This window comes from Roseivirga spongicola, assembly GCF_001592965.1.
In the GTDB taxonomy this organism is placed as follows: domain Bacteria; phylum Bacteroidota; class Bacteroidia; order Cytophagales; family Cyclobacteriaceae; genus Roseivirga; species Roseivirga spongicola.
In genome coordinates this window covers 39,831-62,648 of record NZ_LRPC01000032.1, presented here as the reverse complement: position 1 = coordinate 62,648, position 22,818 = coordinate 39,831, and the positions used below count along the sequence as shown (strand labels likewise).

Here is a 22,818-nt window from a genome sequence, read left to right as displayed (position 1 = left end):
TAAAGCTAAAATAAATAATTTGCCACAAGACTGTTAAAAAAAAATGGACACTACACACAAAGAATCTCTTGTTGAGAAAGCTAAAGCTTATCAACAAAAAGGCGACCTTGCCAATGCAGAAATATTTTTTAGCGAAGCATTAAGTAATGACCCAAATTCGGTAGAAACCCTTTCTAACCTTGGCATGCTTTACCTAATGAAGGGCAATGCCCAACAAGCAATAGATAGTTGGCAAAAAGCACTTAGCTTAGATCCTGAAAACCTTGAAAGCTTAAGTAATCTTGGCTTTATATGCACACAAATTCAAGACTTCCAAAATGCCCTTATCTATTTAGAAAAAGCAAGTAAAGTAGCTCCTGAAAGAGACGACATAGGTCTTCAAATTGCGCAGATCAAAACACATTTTGGTCAATATGATGAGGCTAAAGGTATATTAAAGCCCTTTTTAGATAGTGAACCTCTGAGTCAGAACAGCTACCTTATGATGGCACAGTTAGAGCTTTTGACGAACAATTCAGCCGGGGCCAAATCAAATTTAGAGCAACTCTTAAAAAAAGACCCCAATCTGGTAGAAGCAATGATCAACCTAGCTTCAATTCTAGAAACAGAGGGCAAAGCAGAAGACGCTCATAACTACTTAACACAAGCAGCCCAAAAAGCCCCTTTTCATTTTCAAGCCAACCTAGAATTAGGACGTTTTTTGGGGCAAAATGGACAAGCAGAGGAAGGCTTGACTTATTTAAAAAAGGCCGTTCAAATCCAACCAGGCGACTGGGGAATTCATGTTCACCTTGGAAACACGTATCAAGAAATTGGTGATTTCGACAACACTATTAAGTCATATAAAAAAGCACTAAGCATAAACCCTGATGATTTAGGCACTAGGCAAAATCTTAGCCGTGTTATGTCTCGTTTTGTACCACCATGGCATTTAAGAATGTTGGCTGATCACGAACGAAATGATGCGTTTGAGCAAGCCATTGAAAAAGCTATTAAAGCAGAATCAGTAGCGCTAGACATTGGAACAGGTTCTGGATTATTGGCCATGATGGCTGCCAAGCATGGAGCACAAAAAGTATATGCCTGTGAACAATCAAAGTATATTGCTGAAGCTGCAAAGGAAAATATTGGCAAAAATGGGTACGCTGAAAAAATTCAACTATTTCAAGCCAAGTCAACGCAGCTTACAGCCGAGAATCTTAACCCAAAACCCAATATTATAGTAGCTGAAATATTTGACTCTGGTCTGTTGGGCGAACATGCCGTTCCATCATTCCGTCATGCATTGGAAAGCCTATGTGAGGAAGGAACAAAAGTAATACCTAAAGCTGCTGAAGTAAAAGGTAAACTTTTACACGCCCCAAAATCAAGCTCCGTAAATCCTATTACTAAAATCTCAGGGTTCGATCTTTCAGGGTTCGACCAGTTTAGAGTGCCAGAAGAATATATCACTCAGAACCTTTCGGAAATAACCCATGAATTCTGCTCCGATGAGTTCAAAATTCTTGATGTAGATTTCGAAAAGCTTTGGCCTGCCATGGCACCTAATCAGTGCCGCAGATTTGATATTAGCGTAGAAGTAACGGATAACAAACCCATTCATGGCATCGCCTTCTGGTTTACGCTTTTTATGGACGATAGCATTATGCTAAGCAGTGCTCCTGGGCGAAAAGACAACCACTGGGGGCAAGCAGTATCCTTCTTTAATCAGCCTATAATTGGAAGTTCGGGACAAAAGCTGAAAGTAACAGTAAATTATACTGATACAAAGATTTGGTTTGAAGACCCACAACTCGTTTAGTCATGAGCGGTAAACTCCCTTTTAATCCACCGCAGCTAAGTCAGTTCATGGACGCTTGTTGGGTAGAAAACTATTTCACGAAAGATGAAGTAGCACTAATCCTTAAAGCATATGACACAAGAACAAAGTCCGCTGCTCAAGTGGCCGATGAGGGATTAGACATGCCTGATTTAAGGAAATCCACTGTGACCTTTTTAGAGCCCAATGACGCTGAATATGCTCCTATTATTCATAAGCTTGCTCAATTAGCCATTCAAGTTAATCAGCAACGATATGCCTTTGATTTATCAGGCATATATGAGCCACTGCAAATAGCCCAATACGATTCGAATGACTTCTTTGATTGGCACACAGACTTCAGTAATGGCCAAGCTTCTACACGAAAGCTTAGTTTGAGTGTTCAATTGTCTGAGCCTTCATCATATGAGGGTGGAGATTTGCAGTTCAAAATAAACACCAATGAAATAAACGCTCCAAAAAGTCTGGGTACCGTGGTAATCTTCCCTTCGTTTATTCAACATAGGGTCACACCAATCACCTCAGGATCCAGAAAGTCTTTGGTAGCATGGATAACAGGACCTCATTTCAAATAACAGCTCATGAAAACCAGTCATCGATTTTGCTTTAGCTTTAAGCATAAACCTCTTTTGGAGGAATACAATGCATTGGCAATTGAGTATCAGAAACACTTCAACACTGGCTTTTATGACGGTGAGTGGAGCGGCTTTGCTTTGAGAAAACCAGAGGCCGCACTTTATGATCTATTTGCGGGGAACAACGAAAGCGATAATTTCATTGATACAGATCTCTTCGAAAAACTACCTGAAACCAACAAACTACTTAAATTCTTTCCGTGTGAAAAAACTTCAGTAAGAGTACTTAAGCTTACTCCAGGGTCAGGTATAAAGCCTCATTCTGATGAAGGTCTTAACTTTTTTGACGGTTTTGTTAGACTTCACATCCCGATTCAGACCAATCCTGATATTGAATTTATAGTGGCAGGAGAAAAGCTAGAAATGAAAGAAGGTGAATGTTGGTTTGCTGACTTCAATCAGATTCATAGCGTGTATAACCATGGTGATATTGACAGACTACATTTGGTTATTGACATGAAGGTGAACGAGTGGCTAAAGGAATTATTCCTAAAAGAGCGAATCATTGAGCGAGGAGAACAAGCACCCGACCCAATGGACTCCTATCCTACCGAGGTAAAAAAGGAAATAGTTCAACACTTGATGCAACAAGGAACTGAAACGTCAATCAAAACAGCTCAGCAGATTATGAAGAAATACTCGCTTATTATCTAATGAAAAACGAGGTAACCGTACTCGGAAACCTCGTTCAAATATTTAATTCAGTAGGTCTAACTAGTTGCCCACCTCATTCATCAACGCTTCAATGGCCTTCTCTAACTGCTCATCTCTACCGTTGTTAATTAGGCCTGGCATATTTTTGATTTGAATATCTGGCTTGGTTTCTAGGTTTTCCATCCAGCGACCAGCTTTGTCTTTAGCGCTTACAGGAACAACCCCCCAAGAACCACCGCCTTGCAGACCTTCCCAGCCGGCAAAAGAACAAGTACCTGGGGTTGGCATCCCTACGGTAGTTCCAATTTCTAAGTCGGTATAACCTTGAGCAAAGCAATGACCATCACTATAGTTCGACTCATTGAACATGGCCAAAGTTGGTTTGGTCCAGCGTGAAGTTGGCTCCCCTCCTACTACTTTGGCTGCTGTAGCGTAAGTAAGGAATGGCTCGCCAGTAAAGAACATAGCCAAATCTGCTACTAAATCTCCACCACCATTAAAACGGGTATCTACAATCACTCCTTTAGCTTCGTAATACTTACCCATCATATCTTCAAAGATATCGCGATAAGGGCCATCACTCATTCCAGGAATATGAACATAACCTAAAGTCCCATTAGACTTTTCTTTTACCTCTGCCTCATTAATTCTAACAAACCTATCATAAAGCAGGCCTCGCTCTGCTCCTAATGAAATTGGCTTTACAGTGATTTCTTGTTTGTTTCCTCCCTTAGCATCAGTAATTTCTAATAATGTAAACTGATTGGCTTTTCGGTTAAGGTAGGTAGCATAATCGCGGTCGGGAGAAATAGTTTCTCCATCAATTTTCTGAATGATCATCCCTGCCTCAACATTGAACTTGGCCTTATCTAACGGTCCGCCTTCAATTACTTCAGTAATTAACAATCCGTTTCCTTTATGATTATAATCGAAGAATACGCCCAAAGAAGCTGTAGCATCGGCATTAGAAATACTGGTACTATAACGCGAACCGGAGTGAGATACATTCAATTCACCTAACATTTCTGAAAGCATTTCTGAGAACTCATAACCATTACCAATCGATGGTAAGTACTTCTCGTATTCTTTTCTCATTAACTCCCAATCTACCCCGTGGAAGGTTGGCTCGTAGAATATGTTTTTAGTTCTGATCCATACGTGATCGAACATGTAAGCTCGCTCTGCTACCGCATCGTATGTCATTTCTCCACGGATAGAAATGCCTTCTTGTTTGCCACTTTCTGGGTCTATCTTAGATATTCTACCTCCACTTAAGAGATATAGGTTTTTCATATCCTTATCCCACACCATTGAGCCATAGCCAGTATTTAAACGGATGGCTTGCTTAGTTTCTCGCGTTCTTAAGTTAGTAGACCATAAGTTCTGACCGCCCTCAAACCTGGCCAAGTAATAGAGCTTCTCGCCATCTTTAGAAAGCACTGCATCGCCAAGAGAAGACGAGTGGATAGTTAGGCGTTCTTTGCGCTCTTTCATTCCATCCCAATCGAATTTCAGGTCTTTGCTTTCTTCTTTTTTCGGCTCGTCTTTCTTTTTCTTCTTATCGTCTTCTTCCTCTTTAGGCTCGTCTTTCTTGGTTTCTTTTTCAATCTCCTGCATCAACTCATAATCTTCTTTGCTCATGTTGAACTTATCATAAGCTTCTTGAGTGAAGAACATTGAATAGACATCGCTCTGACTGCTTCCACTCGTTGCCAAACTCTTGAGACCATCGCGATTACTGAACCAGATCATTTGTTTGCCTTCGTTCACCCATTTTGGAGATGAATCATAATAACCGCTTTCTGTCAGGTTAACTCTTTTGGAACCATCGGCAGCCATTAGTAAAACCTCACTGTTGTTGAGCAATTTGCTCCAGTCTACTAAAAGCCACTTGCTATCTGGACTCCATGTAAAATACTTATCGCCATCTCTCATGTGGAACAAGTCATCTTCGGTTAAAAGACTCACCTCGTTACCCGATGCTACATCTCTTACCACTAAATTTCTTCTACCTTTAATGTAGGCTAGTTTTTTACCATCGGGTGAAAAGTTTGGCAAGTATGCATCTACATCTACTGAGAACATTGGCTCTTCTTTCAATAAAGTTGAAGCAAAGAAGAATGGCTCTTGAGCTTCTCTCTGTCTTGTAGACTTGAAAATGCTCCATTTGCCATCGCGCTCAGCAGCATAAACCACTGATTTTCCGTCAGGGCTGAAAGTCACAAATTGCTCAGCTTCTGGCGTATTAGTTATTCTTTTGGTTAGTGAACCATCTACTGAAGTTACAAACACTTCTCCCCTTGCCACAAAGGCAATTTCTTTACCGTTGGGCGAAATAGCCATTTCGCGCACTCCACCATTAATACTTATGAACTGGTCGGCATTACTTTTCTCCTGAGTTCTGATGGTAACGTTAACCTTTTGAGCTTGGCCACCTTCACGCATTGTATACAACTCTCCATCGTATCCGAAAGCTAGAGTACCTCCACCAAAGCTTAAAAAACGAACAGGGTGAAGATCAAACGAAGTCAATTGCTGCGATTGCGAAGGGTTTGAAAGGCTCATTTTATGCACATTGAAAGTGCCGCTTTCTTCGCTCAAGTAATAAACAGATTGCTCATCGGAAGAGAAAATAGGCTGTCTATCCTCACCAGCTCTGGTAGTGAGCATTTTATGGGTATCCGTCTCTTTATTATAAATCCATAAGTCTCTAGTGATGGCAGAAACATGATGCTTTCTCCACTCATTTTCACCACCTTTTTTATCGTGGTAAACCATGGTATTACCATCCTTGCTCACTTGAAGATATTCTGCTGGTATAGTGAAAATCTGATCTACCCTTCCACCATTAACAGACACCGAATAAAGCTCTGGTTGCGAACCTGTTGGATACTGACGATGTTCTTTAGTATCCATTCTCTGAGCTCCAAAAATGATTGAACCATTATCGTGTGAGAAAGTGAATGGGCTTTCATCTGCAGAGTGGTAGGTTAACCTCGTGGCTGCGCCACCTTGTGCATCCATTACGTATACATCGAAATTACCATAACGATCTGAAGCAAAGGCAATTTGCTGACCATCTTTGCTCCATACTGGCATGTAATCATGCGCCTCATGAAATGTAATTTGCTTAGCTTCTCCGCCATTAGTTGGCACAACATATAAGTCGCCTTTGTAGGTAAAGGCTATTTGTTGCCCGTTTGGAGAAATTGACTGGTAACGAATCCATTTAGGATTTTCCTGCGCCTGAACTCCCAGACACAGCAGTAGTAACAATAGCGTGTAAAGTTTCTTCATTGATTGAGTTTTAAAGTCACAATCTATGAAAAGAGAACTTAAGGAGGAAGGAAGTTAAGAGGTTTGGAGGTTGGGAAGTTTAGAAGTTGGGAAGTTAAGAGGTTGGGAGGTTTGGAGGTTGGTATGATTAGATATTAGGAAGAAAGGCGGCAATAAAATGAGCCAGAATTCTAAATACCTACAGCAACTCATTCTCCGCCATGAAATTTCTACCTTTTTCTGTGGTAATAGCGTTCATGTAGAATTTGAGGACTTCTTGATGGTACTCCAGCTTGGTCATGGTGCTAGTATGAATGTAAGGGGAGTTCTCGTAAGACATCATTAACTGGAAGAAGAGTTTAGCATACATCTTCTCATCGAAATCGGTTTTATAATAGCCTTGCGCTCTTCCTCTTTCAATATTATGAATCATTATTTGAGAGAATTTTTCCGAAAACACCAACATGTGTCGAGCAAATAAGTCGGGGTAATACTTAATGAGTTGCCTCAACAATATAGAGTTGTTGGTTTGAGAAAGTCGTTCCATTTCCTCATCTCTAGAAAACATCCTTATAATGGCATTATCTATTCGCTCATCAAGGTCTTTCAGTGTCTGAAGTGTTTTACTGATCAGGTAAAGAACCACATCTTCGAGCAGTTCTTCTTTGTTTTTGTATATGAGGTAAAGGGTCTTTTTTGAAACACCAAACTCTCTGGCTAAATCGTCCATAGTAACCGTTTTAGCACCATTCTCAATGAATATATTTGCGGCCTTTTCAATAAATTTTTGATCCTTTTCCATATGTGTTTTCAAAAGAAAGAAGGAAGTGGCTACCACAAAGCAGCCAGCTTCATTCTTTATCTATAAATAAAACTCAAGTTATTCTTCATGGTTTAGTGGCTCATAATCTGCCACCATTAGCTCACCGTAGTTTGAGTCCTTATGTTTAGTGAATCGCTCTTCTAATCGAACAACCATCATATAAACTACAGGAACAATTACCAAAGTAAGGAATAGTGACGAAAGCAACCCACCAATAATTACAATGGCCAAGCCATTATTCATTTCAGCGGCAGCACCAGAAGCTAAAGCAATTGGCAACATACCAATAACCATAGCAATGGTTGTCATTAAAATTGGTCTTAAACGGGCATGGTTAGCCTGTATAAGTGCCTCTCTAATTTTCTCACCTTCTCTCATTCTTTGGTTGGCAAAGTCTACTAAGAGAATTGCGTTTTTAGCAACCAGACCAATAAGCATGATCAACCCGAGAATGGTAAAGATGTTCAAACTTTGGTTAGTAAGCGCCAAAGCCCAAAGCGCACCAATGAACGAAAGCGGAATAGAGAACAATACGATGAAAGGTTTCACGAAATCATCATAAAGCACCACCATAATCATGTAAACCAACATAATGGCGGCTAATAGGGCAATTCCAAGCGTACCGAATCCATCGCTTTGATTTTCCATGTCTCCTCCCCATGCCCAGTCTACACCTTTGGGCATTTCTACTTCTGCCAGCTTAGCTTCCCACTCTGCCGCTACTGTTCCTGTTGGTTTACCAACAGTTTGTGCTTTAACCGACACTGAAGGAGCTCTATTGTAACGCTCTAAGAGAGATGGTCCTGAACCATAGTTGATATCGGCAAATTGAGAAAGCTTTATTTTCTGCCCTTCGGCATTGATGAAATTGATGTTTTGAACATCTTCAATACTCGTTCTGTAAGCTTCGTCTAAAATGATGTTGATATCGTATTCGTAGTTACCGGTTCTGTATTTGTTATCATCGTTTCCACTAAAGGCTGTTCTCAAGGCTTGACCTACAGTGGCCACATTTAAGCCCAGCATGGCCATTCTATCCCTGTCTACCGTAACTGAAATTTCAGGGTTTCCCTCTTCTATACTTAACTCAATTTCGGTAGCACCATCAATGGTTCTCAATACCTCTTCGGCAGTTTGTGCGTATGCCAAAGCTTCTTCGAAGGTACTGGCAGTGATATTCATTTCAAGCGGAGCTTCTTCTGCACCAATTAAACCAACCGGAATAGTTTTCACTTTAGCATCTACCAGTTCTTGCTCTAGCTTTCGCTTGAGCTTAGCCGCATAGATTTCGGTTTTATCTTCCCTCAAAGATTTATCTACCAAGGTTACATTGATTTCAGACTTGTAACTGGTGGCTTGAGCAGAGCCCATTCCTCCACTAGCCTGCCCTACCGTGGTAATTATTCTCTCAACCTCAGGTAAAGACTCAATATAAGCTTCGGCCTTTTGAGTTAAGAAGTTTGTTTCTTCTATAGAAGCATCTTTGTTAATCTCTAACTGTACCAAAAACTCTCCTTTATCAGTTCCTGGGAAGAAATCGGTTCCGATAAACCCTAGGCCTACCAAAGCGAAGGAGCTAATAAAAAGCACCACTGCCACTAGCAACGTGAGTATTTTATGGCTCAATGACCACTTTAGAATGGCAGTAATTTCATTGGTAAACCAAGTCAAACCTTCTTCGAACTTATAAATTACTCTACCTAGAATTGATTTACTGCTGATTAACTCAAGCTTACCGAATCTAGAGAACAACCAAGGCACAACGGTAAACGAAACCAAAAGAGATAGCATGGTGGCAATGATTACCGTTACACAGAACTGCGCAATAATATTTGCTACCAAACCTGTACTCATGGCAATTGGCAAGAACACCACTACAATTACAAGCGTAATGGCCGTTACGGTAAAGCCAATTTCTTTGGCTCCATCATAGGCCGCACGGACACGGTTTTTGCCCATTTCCATGTGCCTGTGAATATTTTCAATAACCACAATGGCATCATCTACCAGAATACCTACCACCAGCGATAGAGCCAATAAGCTCATGAGGTTGAGGCTATAGCCTGCTATCATCATTCCTATGAAGGTGGCAATGAGAGAAGTAGGAATAGCTACGGTTACGATAATGGCATTTCTGATGCTGTGTAGGAAGAACAGCATTACGAATGCCACCAAAGCAATGGCTATGAATAAATCGTGAATTACCGAATCTGCTGCTTCTAGTGTAAACACTGAGGTGTCATTGGCCAAGGTGAGCTTTACGCCTTGTTCGGCATATTGAGCCTCTATTGAAGCCATTTCTTCTTGCACCAATTCACTTACAGTTACCGCATTGGCGTCTGTCTGTTTCTGAATTTGCAATAGAATAGTGTTCTCCCTATTGATACGAGCTATTTTCTCCGTTTCTTTCTGAGTATCCTGAACTTCGGCCACATCGGTTAAACGGATGTTTTTGCCTCCTTTAGAGGAAATAACTAAGCTTCTCAATTCGTCTACCGAAGTAATTTTACCTGACAAACGAATTAATGTAGAGTTTTCTCTAGTCTTAAGGTTACCTGTAGGAAAATCTAGGTTTGAGGCTGAAATAACCTGCTGAACCTGTGCAATAGTTAAACCATAACCTTCTAACTTATTCTGATCTAGGTTTACACGGATTTCTCTCTCCTGACCACCAACAATATTTACCTGAGCCACCCCAGGAATTCTGGAGAAATCTGGCTGAATTTTCTGATCGATCAGATCGTATAGTTCACTTTCAGACAAATCGGCTGTTACACCAATACTTACCACAGGCAAATCTGACAAAGAGAATTGCGAAAGAGATGGCTCTTCAATGTCTTCGGGCAAATCTGAACGAATAGCGTTGATTTTACGCTGGGCATCGTTGAGGGCATAGTCTACGTCAGCATCATTATTAAACTCAATAATTACTGTCGATAGACTCTCATAAGACTTAGTTTCAATCTTCTTGATATTCTCTAAAGAAGAAACTGCATCTTCAATTTTTCGGGAAACGGTATTTTCAACCTCTGCTGGAGAAGCTCCAGGATAAATTGTGGCTACTGTAACCACTTTTACCTCGAATTTCGGGATCAGCTCATAACTCAGCTGACTATAACTGAACAAACCTCCGATGGTAAGTAGTGCCAGCAGCACTATCACCAAACTCGGCCGTTTTATCGATACTTCTGCTATTTTCATTTCGGCTTTCTTATTTGATGATTCTTACTTTAGCTTCATCTGTCAGGTTAATCTGACCACTGGTTACTACTTGGTCGCCAGCTTTGAGACCAGCTACCACCTCTACCTTTTCGCCATAGTTTACACCAGACTTAATTTTTGTGAGTTGTGCTACTCCGTTCTTTACCACAAAAACTTCATTGTTACTCACACTACCTACAAATGCTGCTCTTGGTATTGTAAGCCTTGCCTGTGTTTCTTCTGAAGCAAATTTGGCCGTAGCATACATGCCTGCCCTAAGTTTACTTTCACTGTTATCTACTGTAATTTCTACCGGGAATTTTAAAGCACCATTAGAAGCTGGGGCTATAAAGCTGATTGTACCAGTAACCTCTTCATTAGTGGCCCTAGGCACTAAAGTAACTTGCTGACCAACAGCCAATCTACTAACCAACACTTCATCTACCTCTACCCTAAGCTTGAGAGAAGAAATGTCTACCACCTCAACAATAGGAGCACCAGGGTTCACAACCGCACCGACTTCAACCTTCTTGTCGTTTACAACTCCACTAACCTTTGTGATCACCCTGGTATCTCCCGAGTTCAACTTAGCCGACTCATATTGAGCCTTGGCATTTTCAACCTGAAGCTTCGCCTGATCTAATTGAGCAGTAGTGATACCGCCTGTTTTGTGCGCAGCTTCATATCTTTCTAAAGTGAGTATGGCATTATCTAAGTTGGCTTTAGCATTACTCACGCTGATATCCATTTTGTCTTGAGCTATTTGAGCAATGACCTGCCCAGCTTTTACTACACTTCCTTCTTTTACTTTCAGTGCTATCAATTGCCCCCCTACTTCTGCAGAAATCTCTGCTGTGGTTTTAGGAATGAAAGAACCGTTTACGCTAAATCCTTCGCTTATCTCTTCATTCTGAACAGCGGACACTCTAACGGCTACTTCGCTATTGGTTTGAGCAACTATGGCTACTTCTTCTTCATTCTTTTCTTTGTTGGATTTAAGAATGAAGTAAAACGCGGTGGCAACCGCCACCAAGGTGATTATGGTTATGATTGTCTTTTTCATTTTTTTATTTGATTTCAGTTAGAGTTCTAAGGGAACCCTCAGACTTCAAAAGTTCTATTTCTGCTAGTTTGTAATCGAGTTTTGCGCTTGTGAGATTGTCTTTAGCATCTGAAAGGTCTCTTTCAGCATCGAGCATATCGTTAAGAGTTGCTAAGCCTAGACTGTAGTTGTTTTGTGTATCGGTTAGCACCGATTCGGCCAACTGAACATTTTTCTCTTGGTTCTCAATAGTTATTAAGCTGTTTTGTAATTGCGCTCTGGCATTGTTATAAGCCAGTTGTAAACCCAGCATAGTATCTCTCATATCGGCCTCAGCTTTAGCAATTTCTATCTTTGCTTTGCCTACCCTAGACTTGGTAGCAAAACCGCTAAAAATTGGAATCCTCAGATTCAGACCAATAGATGAAAGGTCTGACCAGAAAACACCGTTGCTTTCGCCATTCCACCAAGGCATTTTACTTCCTTGGCCTAACCATCCGTAGCTAGCTGAAAGGGAGGCAGTAGGGTAATATTCGGCTTCGGTAGCCTTCTTTCGCCACTCTAAAAGCTCGAGCTGCTTATCCATAAGTTTCACTTCTGTTCGTTGAGACAAGAAATCGGCATTTTGAGTGAATAAAGTTGTTGGCTCGAAGCTTTCTTCAGGCAATGAAATAGGTTCATCAATAGACATACCTATCATGAATTTCAGTGCGTTTTCGGTTTGCTGAACAGCATTCAAAACCTGCTGTCTATTAGACTTAGCGTTGTTTAGTGCTACTTGACTTCTGTCATAGTCGATTTTCTTGGCTAACCCAGACTCATAAAGTCCTTGAATGATTTCCACCGTTTGTTCAGTAAGAGTAAGGTTACTCTCTAAGTTTTCTAAGCTCTGTTGAGCCTGATATACCTGATAGTAAGCGGTAGCCACCTTTTCAATGACCTGCTCTTCAGTAAGCTCAGCATTGATGAGATAAAACTCGCGGGTAGATCTGGCTGCCTTTAGCCCAGTAAAAACCGCTTGATTGAATATGGTTTGGTTTACTTGAGCAGTGAAGGTAGATGTCCACTTTTGGCCGAAAGCTACTCTAACGTTGGTACCAGGTTGGCCGAATATTTCGCCTGGCAACACATTTTCTTGCAATAGCGGATTATAACTTGTGTTTCCGCTAATAGCCAAACTTGGCAGAGCCCCTGCTTTAGTTTCTGCTATTTCAAGCTCGCCTTTTTGTATATCTAAGCGTGCCTTTTGAGCTTCGGCTTTGTGCTCTAAGGCATAGTTGATGGCATCAGCCAAACTGAGTCGCCTACCTTCTTGGGCAATCAACGGGCTGGTTCCTATCAGAAAAATCAATATCAATTTTTTCATTCTTCGTTGCTGTTGTTTTTAATCTTTCTCTTTCTCTAAATCTGACATTCTAAATGATCAGGAAACTCAAAAACATTTATAGTTTCCAAGTTCCTAACGCAAATACTTTTTTTGAGTTCCTGAAAAGCCAAAAGAAATTTTTGAAGAGTAAAATCAGAGAGTTACACATCCATCCTCAACCAGCGGAATGCACTCAAAATGAATCAGTTGAATTGGAGAAGATGTAGATATTACTAATTTCGCACCCTCAATAATTCACCTATGAAAAAGCTCATCCTGTCTACCTTCGCCCTATTGTTGGTACTATCTTGCTCAGACGAACCTGCGCCTTTCGAAGCATATCCGCAAACACATGATATTCGTTTTACAATAGAAGCCTCTGATAAAAGAGGGTCTGAAATTGACTTGGATATTGAAGGAGATAACCTCGATATTTCTTGGCGTTCGTCTAGTAATGACAATTTGCCTTTAGACATAAGTTACCCGAATACTACAGTTGCCTACCTAACCATTGCCACAATAAATTATAGAGATCTCTCCGAGGTACAAGTGGGCGTTCCCTTTGAGCCTTATACTATAAAAATGACCATTAGAGTTGATGATGAAATAGTAGAAAGTAAAGAGGTAACCATTAGCGAATCTGGTCAAGTAGATTTCGTAAATTACTCCTTTCAATAACGGATGTAGGAACAGTAAGCATGTCACTTATCATTAACTCAAAACCAGAAGTAGAAACTGTCTTTGACAAATATCCTACTGAAGTAAAACCGAAGATTGAAGAGCTGCAACGCCTTATTATTGAAACAGCTAAAGAGGTTGAGCAAATAGAGTGGTTAGAAGAAACCTTAAAATGGGGAGAACCTAGCTATGTAACCAAGATTGGCAGCACACTTCGCATTGATTGGAAACCGAAGAACCCAGACCAATATGCCATGTATTTCCAATGTACGAGTAAGCTGGTTCCTTCCTTCAAAGAAAAATTTGGCGACTTATTCAATTATGAAGGAACGAGGGCTATTGTTTTCCAACTCAATGAAGAGCTACCCCTTCATGAATTAAAGCAATGTATTAAAGCGGCTCTCACCTACCATAAGGTAAAGCACTTAGAAGGGCTGGGAATGTAATTTGTGCAGAGTTATTAACTGAGAAACCTTCCTCAAATCATGAGCTTCTACGCGAATCTCTCTCAGGGTTAAACAGCATAGGTTCGGCAGAATCGACACCTAATTTATGCAAGTAGAGATAGTCTCAACTGCTAGTAGATAAGCTGCTTTTAGGGTTATATACCCATATAAATATTACAAAGACCGCTATTACAATTAGTGCAATTAATTCGAGGTTAGTTAGGTAGTCCATGGCATTGACGGACTTACTGGCCTTCATTAGTTGAACCTTTCCTTCGCTTAACTGAATCTTTGATAGTACATACAAATCTGACTCTAAAGCATGTAGACTTTTGGCTAACTGTTCTTCTGCTTGTGGGTCTGTATAAACCCGCTCTTCGATAGGTCTTAAAGTTTCTGTTTTCTCAACAAAGGCGTTTAAGTAATCTCTTTCTTCAGCAGTAAGTTGAGTAGCATAAAAGCGCTCTACCAAAGCATCAATAGAGTCATTTACTTGTTCGTTTTGATCGGCAAAAAACGCCTCGTTTTCTGTCAATAGGGCCAATTTCTTCTGGTCTACCAGTAGCTTCAACTCAAAGATGAGATCTTTTACCACCAAACGGTCTTCATACATAGCCACAACCGACTCTTTCACTCTTCTAAAGTGCTGCCTATCTACCAGATTGGTCGCAATTATTAAGAGAAAAACGATGAGTAAAGCGGCTGTCCACTTGAGCTTCTTAGAAATACTTGCCATATCACACCTCCCTAAATAAGAAACAGTTAAAATCTTTAGAACTCAATATAGAGGATTCCTAGAAATGGCAAAACAGAATTTCTACAGACTTGTTCTGAACTAATTTTAGAAGCCTTATACTGGCTTGGAAGTTAACTCCAGCACGGTAATTTCAGGATAAATACCAATTCTACCAGGAAAGCCTAAGAAGCCATACCCTCTATTAACATACAGGTACTGATCTCCTTCTTTGTAGAGGTCCGCCCACTGCTTGTAGATATACTTAGACGGACTCCATCGCCAGTCTCCTATTTCCACACCAAGCTGCATTCCATGCGTGTGACCAGCGAACATTAGGTCAATATCTGGCTGCTGATCTCGTACTTGAGCGTCCCAATGACTTGGATCGTGAGAAAGTAAAAGTTTCACGTCTCCTTCGGCATTCAAAGCAGCTTTCGAGAGGTCTCCGTACTTCGCAAACCTACCTGCCCCCCAGTTTTCTACACCAATCACCGATATTTGCTCAGTACCTACCTTAATAGACTGGTTTTCGTTCATCATCAGATTCCAGCCCATCCGCTCATGCACCTTGATCATATCTTCCAAGTTATTGCGCTTGGCAGCTTGCGAAGGCCAAGATCTATAGTCGCCATAATCGTGATTTCCTAGGGTAGAATAAACACCCAAATCGGCCTTCACCTTAGAAAATATGTCCATGTACTCCTTCACTTCTTTGGTTTCATTATTTACCAAGTCTCCAGTAAAGAAAACCATGTCAGGTTTCTCATTCAGCAGGAGATCTATCCCTCCTTGAACTGCTGTTTTATCAAAGAAACTACCGCTATGAATGTCGGATAACTGTGCAACTTTTACACCTTCAAACCCCTTCGGAAGATTAGGCAAATAAACACGTCTTCTTCTTATTCGGTAATCATAAGCGCCTTTAACAATTCCAAAGCTCATGGTTACTACCGGCAAGGTAGCAGCAACCACAGCAGAACGCGCTAAAAACTTAGAGCGAGGCATCTTTTGGCCACTCGCCACCCTCTTCTCATACCTTCTTTTCCTTCCTTCAAAGAACCATTTCAGTACTCTTCTTATGTCATCGAAGAAGACAAAAAGAACCGCCAAAAGTTTAGCCGCGTAGCTCATGAAGATGATGGAAAGCAGAAACATAAATGAGGTTGTTCCTGTTTGGACTAACCAAAGAAATACAACCATGCCGAGCATTATTATGGCTTGAGCCAAATAGATGTACCTGATAATGCTTCTAAGCCTTGGCTTGAATTTACTGATGAGAGTTTTAGTCGCTTGATAGGCATAGAAATCTAGCCAAGCGAGAATTACTACAAGAATAAGGAAGGCAAAAGGTGATGGACGCATCGATTAAGTAACCAGTAAACAATAAATCTAGTTCAGTAAAACATCATTAAGCTAATTATACATAGCTAAACAAACCAACGATGACTTAAACAGAGATGCTTGAGGTCTGAACAACATCATAAAACTCTTGAATACCGCAAACACTACAAACTAAAAAGACTGTCTCAAAAGCTCCTCTTCGGTCATTCTTAAGTCGACTAGGAATCTCCATCGGCTTAGAGTGCCTTTATCCCCTATTGATGAAGGTAAAGCCGGAAATGACTTATAGCTTCTGAGACAGCCTCCTCCTAGATCATCCACTTGATCGAAAGAATAACTGCAATTATCAAAACTAATCCCGCAAACCAGTTCTTTAGCTCTTGTTTCTCCGATCGTCCTTTATCATAGTAATCAGCAAATCTTTTACTTGAAAAGGGCTTGAAAATCAAGAACCTGGTAACTGCTCCTAAATCAGGAATTAGATTCAATAAAAAATCCAAACTACTTCGAAGCCTCCTCGACCATGTGCTTGCTTCCGACAAAGAAAGGTACACGCTGGTGTAAGCTCTCTGGCTCAATATCCATAATTCGTTGCTTACCGTCAGTTGCTAAACCTCCAGCTTGTTCGGCAATCATGGCTAAGGCATTGCACTCATACATGAGTCTTAGCTTTCCATTAGGCGCTTTCTCGGTAGAAGGATAAATATAGATTCCCCCCTTCAGTAAATTTCTATGGAAGTCTGCCACCAAAGAACCAATGTATCGGGCAGAGTAACCTCTGTCTTTACAAGTCTCGATATAGGCCTTAACATCATCGTCAAAAGAGCGATAAGAACCCTCATTGACCGAGTATACCTTTCCATCTTTAGGCATCTTCATGTTCTGATGAGAAAGAATATACTCCCCAAGGCTTGGCTCATACGTAAAGCCATTTACCCCTTTACCAGTAGTATAAACAAACATGGTAGAAGAGCCATAAAGAATGTAGCCTGCCGCCACCTGATGTTTACCAGCTTGTAGCACATCTTCTTCCTGCACAGGACTACCTGCCGGAGAAATCCGTCTGTAAATGCTAAAAATTGTTCCGATAGAGACGTTTACATCGATATTTGACGATCCATCTAGTGGGTCGATTGCAATGATGTATTTAGACCTTGGATTATTTAGGTCGATGATATCTTCATCTTCTTCCGAAATAATAGCTGCCACTTCACCACCTTTTTTCAAAGCTCTGGTGAAACGAATGTTTGCAGCTACATCCAAGTTCTGTTGTTCTTCTCCCTGAACGTTCTCTGAGCCATAAGCTCCTGTAATGCCAGCAAGGCCAGCACGGTTAATCTCCCTGTTTACCACCTTACCTGCATATGCTAAATCGCGAATGAGTTGTGATAATTCTCCGGTTGCATACTTAAATGCCTCTTGGTTCTTGTTAATGAACCTGTCAAGATTAGAGCCCACCGGAAGGGCAATTCTTGAGTTTTCCGCTTTTCCCATTGATGAGTTATAATTTGATTCTAATCAAACGTTAATAACTTGCGCGAAAATAGTAAAAATCAATTAGGTCACTTGAAAGTCTTTAAGTTTGGAGGGGCATCTGTTAGAGATGCAGGGTCTGTGCAGAATATGGTCAATATTATTGCTGCACATAAGAATGAGAAATTATTGGTGGTTGTTTCTGCCATGGGCAAAATGACAAATGCTTTTGAGGCTCTGTTAAACCAAGTAATTGAAGAAGAACCTGCCGAAATTCCTATTGAAGAGGTTAAGGATTTTCATGACAACATCATTAAAGACCTTGGCTTAGTGAGTAGCCAAACTTTAAGAGAAGACATGGAAGAAATTTACGAGCAATTGATCCATGGCCTCAATGGATATAGCTCAGCATTCGGCTATGACTTTGTTTATGACCAAACAGTTTCTTTGGCCGAAGTGATTTCCACAAAAATTATTGCTGCCTACTTGAATAAACAAGGCATTGATGCCGTTTGGGTGGATGCTCGAAAGGTAGTAAAAACTAACAGCACGCACAGACAAGCAATGGTAGACTGGGGTGCATCTCAGGCCATGATCAAGTCTCAGGCTATGCCTCATCTGGAAGATAAAGTGGTGGTTACACAAGGTTTTATTGGCAGCAATGCTAAATACAACACCACCACCCTCGGCCGGGAAGGAAGCGATTTCAGTGCAGCGATCTTTGCTACCTCATTAGGTGCCGATTCGGTTACTATTTGGAAAGATGTGCCAGGTGTACTCAATGCAGACCCAAAGAAGTTTGAGAACACTAAGCTATATGACAGACTGCCTTACAAAGAAGCTGCAGAAATGACCTATTATGGTGCCTCGGTTATTCACCCGAAAACCATTAAACCTTTAGCTCAAAAAGGAATACCTCTGTATGTAAGGTCTTTCCAAAATATGCAGGAGAAAGGAACTGTTATTGAAGAATGCCAGATTCCGAACCTCAACCCTGCTATTATCCATAAAGACAAGCAGACGGTTATTTCGTTTAAAATCAGTGACTTTTCATTTATCAACGAGGCTCACATTTACACCATTTTCGAGCATGTGAAAAGGCTAAACCTCACTATCAACCTTATGCAAAACTCGGCCATCTCTTTCACCATTTGCATGGATGATGACCCAAAAAGGCGTGAGCAATTAAGAACCGCTTTGATGGATGAATTCAGTATTTACTACAACGAGGGCCTAGAAATGATAACGGTAAAAAACTATAATCAAGAGACTATTAACGAGCTAATGGAAGGCAAGCAAGTTATTATTGAACAACGCTCTAGAAACAACTTCCAGATGGTCTATAAGGTGAATTAGTAAAATGGTTGATTAGGGAATTGGTCTATATGATTGACTATTGACCAATGACCAATGACTATAAATAGCGTTTAATCGTTCGCCATACGGAGCCTAAGTATCCTGAATTTGCTCCGAAAAGATTGACATGCACCATTAGAGGGTATAGGTTGTAAACTTCTACTAAGGCATCAAAGTCGTCAGGCAGTGGGTAATTGGAGTCATAGGCCTCATAAAACCTCTGGTCGAAGCCACCAAACAATTGGGTCATGGCTATATCCATTTCTCTGGCTCCAAAGTATACTGCTGGGTCATAGACCGCTGATCCACGAGCAGAACTCATTACATTTCCACTCCACAAATCGCCATGTAATAGTGAAGGTTCTGAAGGAGGCACAATCTGCGGCAGCTTGCTTAAAAAGCGTTTGAAGTCCCGCACAAAATCTTTCTCAACCTCTTCGTTATATATTGCTAAACCTAATTGAGTATTCAACCTATTCTCTCGAAAGAACTCAGTCCAATCACCGTTAAAACTATTATTCTGATTAAGCCTGCCGATATAATTGTTATAATTTAAACCATGTTTATCTGCTTTAACCTGATGCAACTGAGCTATCCCTTCTCCTAGTCTAGACCAATAGGTATCATCGCTTGCACTAGGCTCTAGGAACTCTAAAACCAAAAATGCTTTATCGTCCAGCTTTCCATAACCAAAGACCTCAGGTATTTTAAGCTGTGTAGCTTGACGCAATAATTTGAGACCTTGGGCTTCTTCCTCAAACATATCGTCATACTGACCTTCATTCCACTTAATGAAGAAATCACCATAGTTGGTTTCGGCACAAACTGCCATATTAATGTCTCCTCCAGTCTGAATTTGAACAGATTCAACCTTAAGTTCATCGCCCAGAACCTGAAAAAGCATTCTGGAAAGCATATCTGGGAAGTTCTCTAACATTAAGCCAAATGATGTTTCTCCACTAACTTATTGAGTAAGTTTTCAGTTGAACGTTCCAGTATTTCAAAAACCAATTGAAAGCCATTTTCTCCTCCGTAGTATGGGTCTGGCACATCTTGCCCCACTCCCTCTTCATCAAAATCTCTCATCTTTATAACCGCAGCTGTAGCCCCTTCTGGCTTCAATTGCTCCACATTATCGATGTTAGAATCGTCCATCGGTAAAATGTAGTCAAAGTCATTAAAGTCGAATTTCTTTAGTTGTCTTCCTCTATGACTATATAGAATTCCATTCTTTTTGGCATTAGCCACAGACCGGCTATCTGGCTTTTCACCTATATGGAAGTCGGCAGTGCCGCAAGAGTCTATCTTAAAAACTTCTTCTAACCCTCTTTCTTTCACCTTATGACGAAAAATGCCTTCGGCTAAAGGCGATCGGCAGATATTTCCTAAACAGACAAATAATACTTTCACTTGAGTCATTTCCTCTTACTCTTTTAACTTGCAGACAATATTTTCAAACCTATGGAATTTATAAAAGTAAGCCAAGACCACGCCCCACACGTAGCACTCATTGAGCTAAATCGTCCGAAAGAACTCAATGCCCTTAATCTTCAATTATTGACCGAGCTTGCAGAGGCTCTTCAAGATTTAGATACTAATGAGCAGGTAAGGGCAATTATTTTAACCGGTAACGAAAGAGCTTTTGCTGCTGGAGCAGACATTCGACAACTGGCAGATAAAAACAGCATAGATATGTACAAGATGGACCTGTTCAGCTTGTGGAGAAAAATATCATCCGTTAAAAAGCCAATCATTGCTGCCGTTTCTGGATTCGCATTAGGCGGTGGCTGCGAATTAGCCATGGGCTGCGACATGATTGTAGCCTCGGAGACTGCTCAATTTGGTCAGCCCGAGATAAAGATAGGTGTAATTCCTGGTGCAGGTGGCACTCAAAGGCTCACCAAAGCCATAGGCAAAGTAAAAGCCATGGAATTGATTTTAACTGGAAGATTCATAGATGCTGAAGAGGCTTTGAGCCTTGGCCTAGTCAACAGCATTGTTCCGGTAGAAGTATATATGAAGGAGGCTACCAAACTTGCTCAAGAAATTGCTTCTATGCCTCCGCTTGCGGTTCAAATGGCCAAAGAATCTATTAATAGGTCTTTTGAGGTTTCGTTGGAAGAAGGACTCTATTTTGAAAGGAAAAATTACAACACCCTTTACTCTTCTGAAGACCAAAAAGAAGGTATGAGTGCCTTCATAGAAAAGCGAAAACCAAACTTTAAAGGACAATAAAAAAAGGGGCTCAACGCCCCTCCTTTTTTTAAAATTGTCTTTCTACCTTATCTAAATGAGAAACCAACACCAACAGACATTGTGTTGTACTCTTGGAAAGCGTATTCACCTGTAAGTGTTAAGAACAACAACTTCAATCTTAAACCTACATTAGCTCTCACTCCATTCTTCTTGTATTTCAGGCTGATCGGATCTGTAAATGTTCTAGTTTCGGTAGTATAGTCGCCCAACATATTGAAACCAATATCATAATTAGAGTATCCTAATCCTGCAAAAGCAGTTACAAATAAGAACTTCTTAGAAGCCACTGCTTGGAAAACATAAGAGTTGGCCTCAAACTCACCATATTGATCCAAATCCTTATCAATATACACTTGTGAAGTAAGGTTGGTGAACCCTAAAAACACTGATAAATCAATTGGAAGAAGCTTCTCACCTGGCAACCATTGCTTGATGTCGTGCATTAAACCCAAGCCAAAAAGCTTTACATTACCATCGTCTTCAAAAGTTTGCTCAGGTACGTAACGAACCTTCAATTCAAAACCTTTAGGAAGGCCAATACCAATTTGTGCCATTGGTACCGGAACTGCATTAAAAGGCATAAAATCTTCTTCAATTCCCAAACCAGTTGGAGCAGAAATTCTCACTACTTCCTCTCCTGTATCCGGATCTAAGAAAGTAAGTTGAGGCAGATCATCTGCACCTAAATTTGGCCCAAACATAGTAGGGATATCTACTGATGCGCCACCGTCATATCTAACGTTAGTATAATCTGAGTTTCTGAAAGTAAAAAACTCAGCACCTGTAGGTACACTTGCAGCAGACACAGTTACCGAAAGGTCGAACCCAAGTAAGTTGTGAGGCTTAGCTGTATTGTACCAGCCACTAGCCAAACCATAGCCAAACCCCTCAAAAGCTGGCTGTAAATATCCTTCTAATAATTTATTTGCATCGGCAACACCTGCTTCTAGAAAGGCGTCAAGGTCTACCTGTGCTTTAAGTCCAAATGAAGCACTGAACAACATGAAGACCGCTATAAAAAATCTGTTAATTCTTTTCATTATCATCTTGGTTGAAGATTAGTCTAGTTGAAGTCTTGTGGTTACATCGAATTTGAAAACTATCTGGAAGTCAACATCTGACTGAGAGAGGTTTACATCGCGACCTATAATTTCGATATCCAATTCGAAAGTCTGGCTATTAAATAGAGCTTGCTCTAAGTCCTGAATGGCAATTGCACTAACATTACCTGGAGTTCCTGCCTCGTACAAAATCACATCCTCAACATTATTCTGAGCATCAGCAATAAGTATTTCAAGCAAATCTTGGTTTTGACCTCCAGCAATAGCTACATCAATATCCATGTCCAAGTCAGCTCTGCTACCGCTAGGGAAGTTCACAATACTGTATGAAATCTTGTTAATGGTGAATTTTGTAGCATCATCTAGGTATTCTGAAAATTCATTATCAGAGATATCGATAACACCTGTTGAGGCATCAATTGGTGGAGTTTCATCAATATCCTGACCTACGAAAATTGCAGGCACAGACAATTGAACATTGATGGGGTCAATTTCAACATTCTTTGAAATGTCGGATTGAAAACCTGCCTCGCCACAGCCCCAAATCACTAATAAGAGTGATAGTAATGGTAAAAGACGTTTTTGCATAATTGAATAGTTAAATAATAAAGTGAGTTTTAAGGTTTATAGTGAGTAATAGAATGCTATAAAATAA

The 22,818-nt window shown here is 40.6% G+C and carries 19 protein-coding genes; 7 read left to right on the top strand and 12 right to left on the bottom strand.

Annotation, left to right across the window (positions count from 1 at the left end; translation table 11 throughout):
• Positions 1-43 precede the first annotated feature (43 nt).
• Genes AWW68_RS19375 through AWW68_RS19365 form a run of 3 tightly spaced genes read left to right on the top strand, consistent with a single transcriptional unit; the run spans position 44 to position 3,108 of the window.
• Positions 44-1,801: a tetratricopeptide repeat protein gene (locus tag AWW68_RS19375; protein WP_068225160.1), complete on the top strand. Its 1,758-nt coding sequence runs from the start codon at positions 44-46 to the stop codon at positions 1,799-1,801.
• 2 nt (positions 1,802-1,803) lie between these two features.
• On the top strand, positions 1,804-2,394 hold the full coding sequence (locus tag AWW68_RS19370; protein ID WP_068225159.1) for a 2OG-Fe(II) oxygenase: 591 nt from the start codon (positions 1,804-1,806) through the stop codon (positions 2,392-2,394).
• A 6-nt stretch (positions 2,395-2,400) separates the two neighbouring features.
• Positions 2,401-3,108, top strand: coding sequence for an aspartyl/asparaginyl beta-hydroxylase domain-containing protein (locus AWW68_RS19365; RefSeq protein ID WP_084375782.1), 708 nt, complete (start codon positions 2,401-2,403; stop codon positions 3,106-3,108).
• Between the two features lie 60 nt (positions 3,109-3,168).
• Here the strand turns inward: AWW68_RS19365 and AWW68_RS19360 are convergent, their stop codons facing one another.
• The 5 genes from AWW68_RS19360 to AWW68_RS19340 form a co-directional block, all read right to left on the bottom strand.
• Positions 3,169-6,405, bottom strand: coding sequence for a S41 family peptidase (locus AWW68_RS19360; protein ID WP_068225155.1), 3,237 nt, complete (start codon positions 6,403-6,405; stop codon positions 3,169-3,171).
• Between the two features lie 178 nt (positions 6,406-6,583).
• Entirely contained in the window at positions 6,584-7,186 is a 603-nt protein-coding gene (locus tag AWW68_RS19355) for a TetR/AcrR family transcriptional regulator (protein WP_068225153.1), read from the bottom strand.
• Positions 7,187-7,264: 78 nt separating this feature from the next.
• A complete protein-coding gene (locus AWW68_RS19350) occupies positions 7,265-10,408 on the bottom strand; it encodes an efflux RND transporter permease subunit (RefSeq protein WP_068225150.1) in 3,144 nt (1,047 codons plus the stop codon).
• 10 nt (positions 10,409-10,418) lie between these two features.
• A complete protein-coding gene (locus tag AWW68_RS19345; protein WP_068225148.1) occupies positions 10,419-11,471 on the bottom strand; it encodes an efflux RND transporter periplasmic adaptor subunit in 1,053 nt (350 codons plus the stop codon).
• Between the two features lie 4 nt (positions 11,472-11,475).
• Positions 11,476-12,816 (bottom strand): TolC family protein, encoded by a 1,341-nt coding sequence (locus AWW68_RS19340; protein ID WP_068225147.1) that lies wholly within the window; start codon positions 12,814-12,816, stop codon positions 11,476-11,478.
• A 261-nt stretch (positions 12,817-13,077) separates the two neighbouring features.
• Between AWW68_RS19340 and AWW68_RS19335 the strand changes: the two genes are divergently transcribed.
• Both AWW68_RS19335 and AWW68_RS19330 read left to right on the top strand, forming a co-directional pair.
• Positions 13,078-13,494, top strand: a complete 417-nt coding sequence (locus tag AWW68_RS19335) for a hypothetical protein (RefSeq protein ID WP_068225144.1) — start codon at positions 13,078-13,080, stop codon at positions 13,492-13,494.
• 20 nt (positions 13,495-13,514) lie between these two features.
• Positions 13,515-13,940 carry a DUF1801 domain-containing protein gene (locus AWW68_RS19330; protein WP_068225143.1) on the top strand — a complete coding sequence of 142 codons (426 nt, stop codon included), beginning with the start codon at positions 13,515-13,517 and terminating at the stop codon, positions 13,938-13,940.
• A 124-nt stretch (positions 13,941-14,064) separates the two neighbouring features.
• Here AWW68_RS19330 and AWW68_RS19325 read toward each other — a convergent pair whose 3' ends face one another.
• From AWW68_RS19325 to fbp, 3 genes are all read right to left on the bottom strand, one after another.
• The gene (locus tag AWW68_RS19325) at positions 14,065-14,676 is read right to left on the bottom strand and encodes an MCP four helix bundle domain-containing protein (RefSeq protein ID WP_068225141.1); all 612 of its coding nucleotides are present in this window, start codon (positions 14,674-14,676) and stop codon (positions 14,065-14,067) included.
• 114 nt (positions 14,677-14,790) lie between these two features.
• Positions 14,791-16,038 (bottom strand): metallophosphoesterase, encoded by a 1,248-nt coding sequence (locus AWW68_RS19320; RefSeq protein ID WP_068225139.1) that lies wholly within the window; start codon positions 16,036-16,038, stop codon positions 14,791-14,793.
• Between the two features lie 480 nt (positions 16,039-16,518).
• A complete protein-coding gene (gene fbp, locus AWW68_RS19310; protein ID WP_068225135.1) occupies positions 16,519-17,511 on the bottom strand; it encodes a class 1 fructose-bisphosphatase in 993 nt (330 codons plus the stop codon).
• A gap of 39 nt (positions 17,512-17,550) precedes the next feature.
• On the opposite strand from fbp, the gene AWW68_RS19305 reads away from it, so the two are divergent.
• Positions 17,551-18,846, top strand: coding sequence for an aspartate kinase (locus AWW68_RS19305; RefSeq protein WP_245660277.1), 1,296 nt, complete (start codon positions 17,551-17,553; stop codon positions 18,844-18,846).
• Positions 18,847-18,904: 58 nt separating this feature from the next.
• Here AWW68_RS19305 and AWW68_RS19300 read toward each other — a convergent pair whose 3' ends face one another.
• Together AWW68_RS19300 and AWW68_RS19295 are read right to left on the bottom strand one after the other, a co-directional pair.
• A complete protein-coding gene (locus AWW68_RS19300; protein ID WP_068225134.1) occupies positions 18,905-19,783 on the bottom strand; it encodes a fructosamine kinase family protein in 879 nt (292 codons plus the stop codon).
• Positions 19,783-20,265, bottom strand: coding sequence for a low molecular weight protein-tyrosine-phosphatase (locus AWW68_RS19295; protein ID WP_068225133.1), 483 nt, complete (start codon positions 20,263-20,265; stop codon positions 19,783-19,785). Before AWW68_RS19295 ends, AWW68_RS19300 begins: the two co-directional genes overlap by 1 nt.
• A 42-nt stretch (positions 20,266-20,307) precedes the next feature.
• Between AWW68_RS19295 and AWW68_RS19290 the strand changes: the two genes are divergently transcribed.
• Positions 20,308-21,081 (top strand): enoyl-CoA hydratase-related protein, encoded by a 774-nt coding sequence (locus tag AWW68_RS19290; protein ID WP_068225131.1) that lies wholly within the window; start codon positions 20,308-20,310, stop codon positions 21,079-21,081.
• Between the two features lie 47 nt (positions 21,082-21,128).
• Here the strand turns inward: AWW68_RS19290 and AWW68_RS19285 are convergent, their stop codons facing one another.
• Both AWW68_RS19285 and AWW68_RS19280 read right to left on the bottom strand, forming a co-directional pair.
• Positions 21,129-22,142: a DUF6588 family protein gene (locus AWW68_RS19285; RefSeq protein WP_157717733.1), complete on the bottom strand. Its 1,014-nt coding sequence runs from the start codon at positions 22,140-22,142 to the stop codon at positions 21,129-21,131.
• A gap of 18 nt (positions 22,143-22,160) precedes the next feature.
• Positions 22,161-22,751: a hypothetical protein gene (locus AWW68_RS19280; protein ID WP_157717732.1), complete on the bottom strand. Its 591-nt coding sequence runs from the start codon at positions 22,749-22,751 to the stop codon at positions 22,161-22,163.
• Positions 22,752-22,818: the final 67 nt, after the last annotated feature.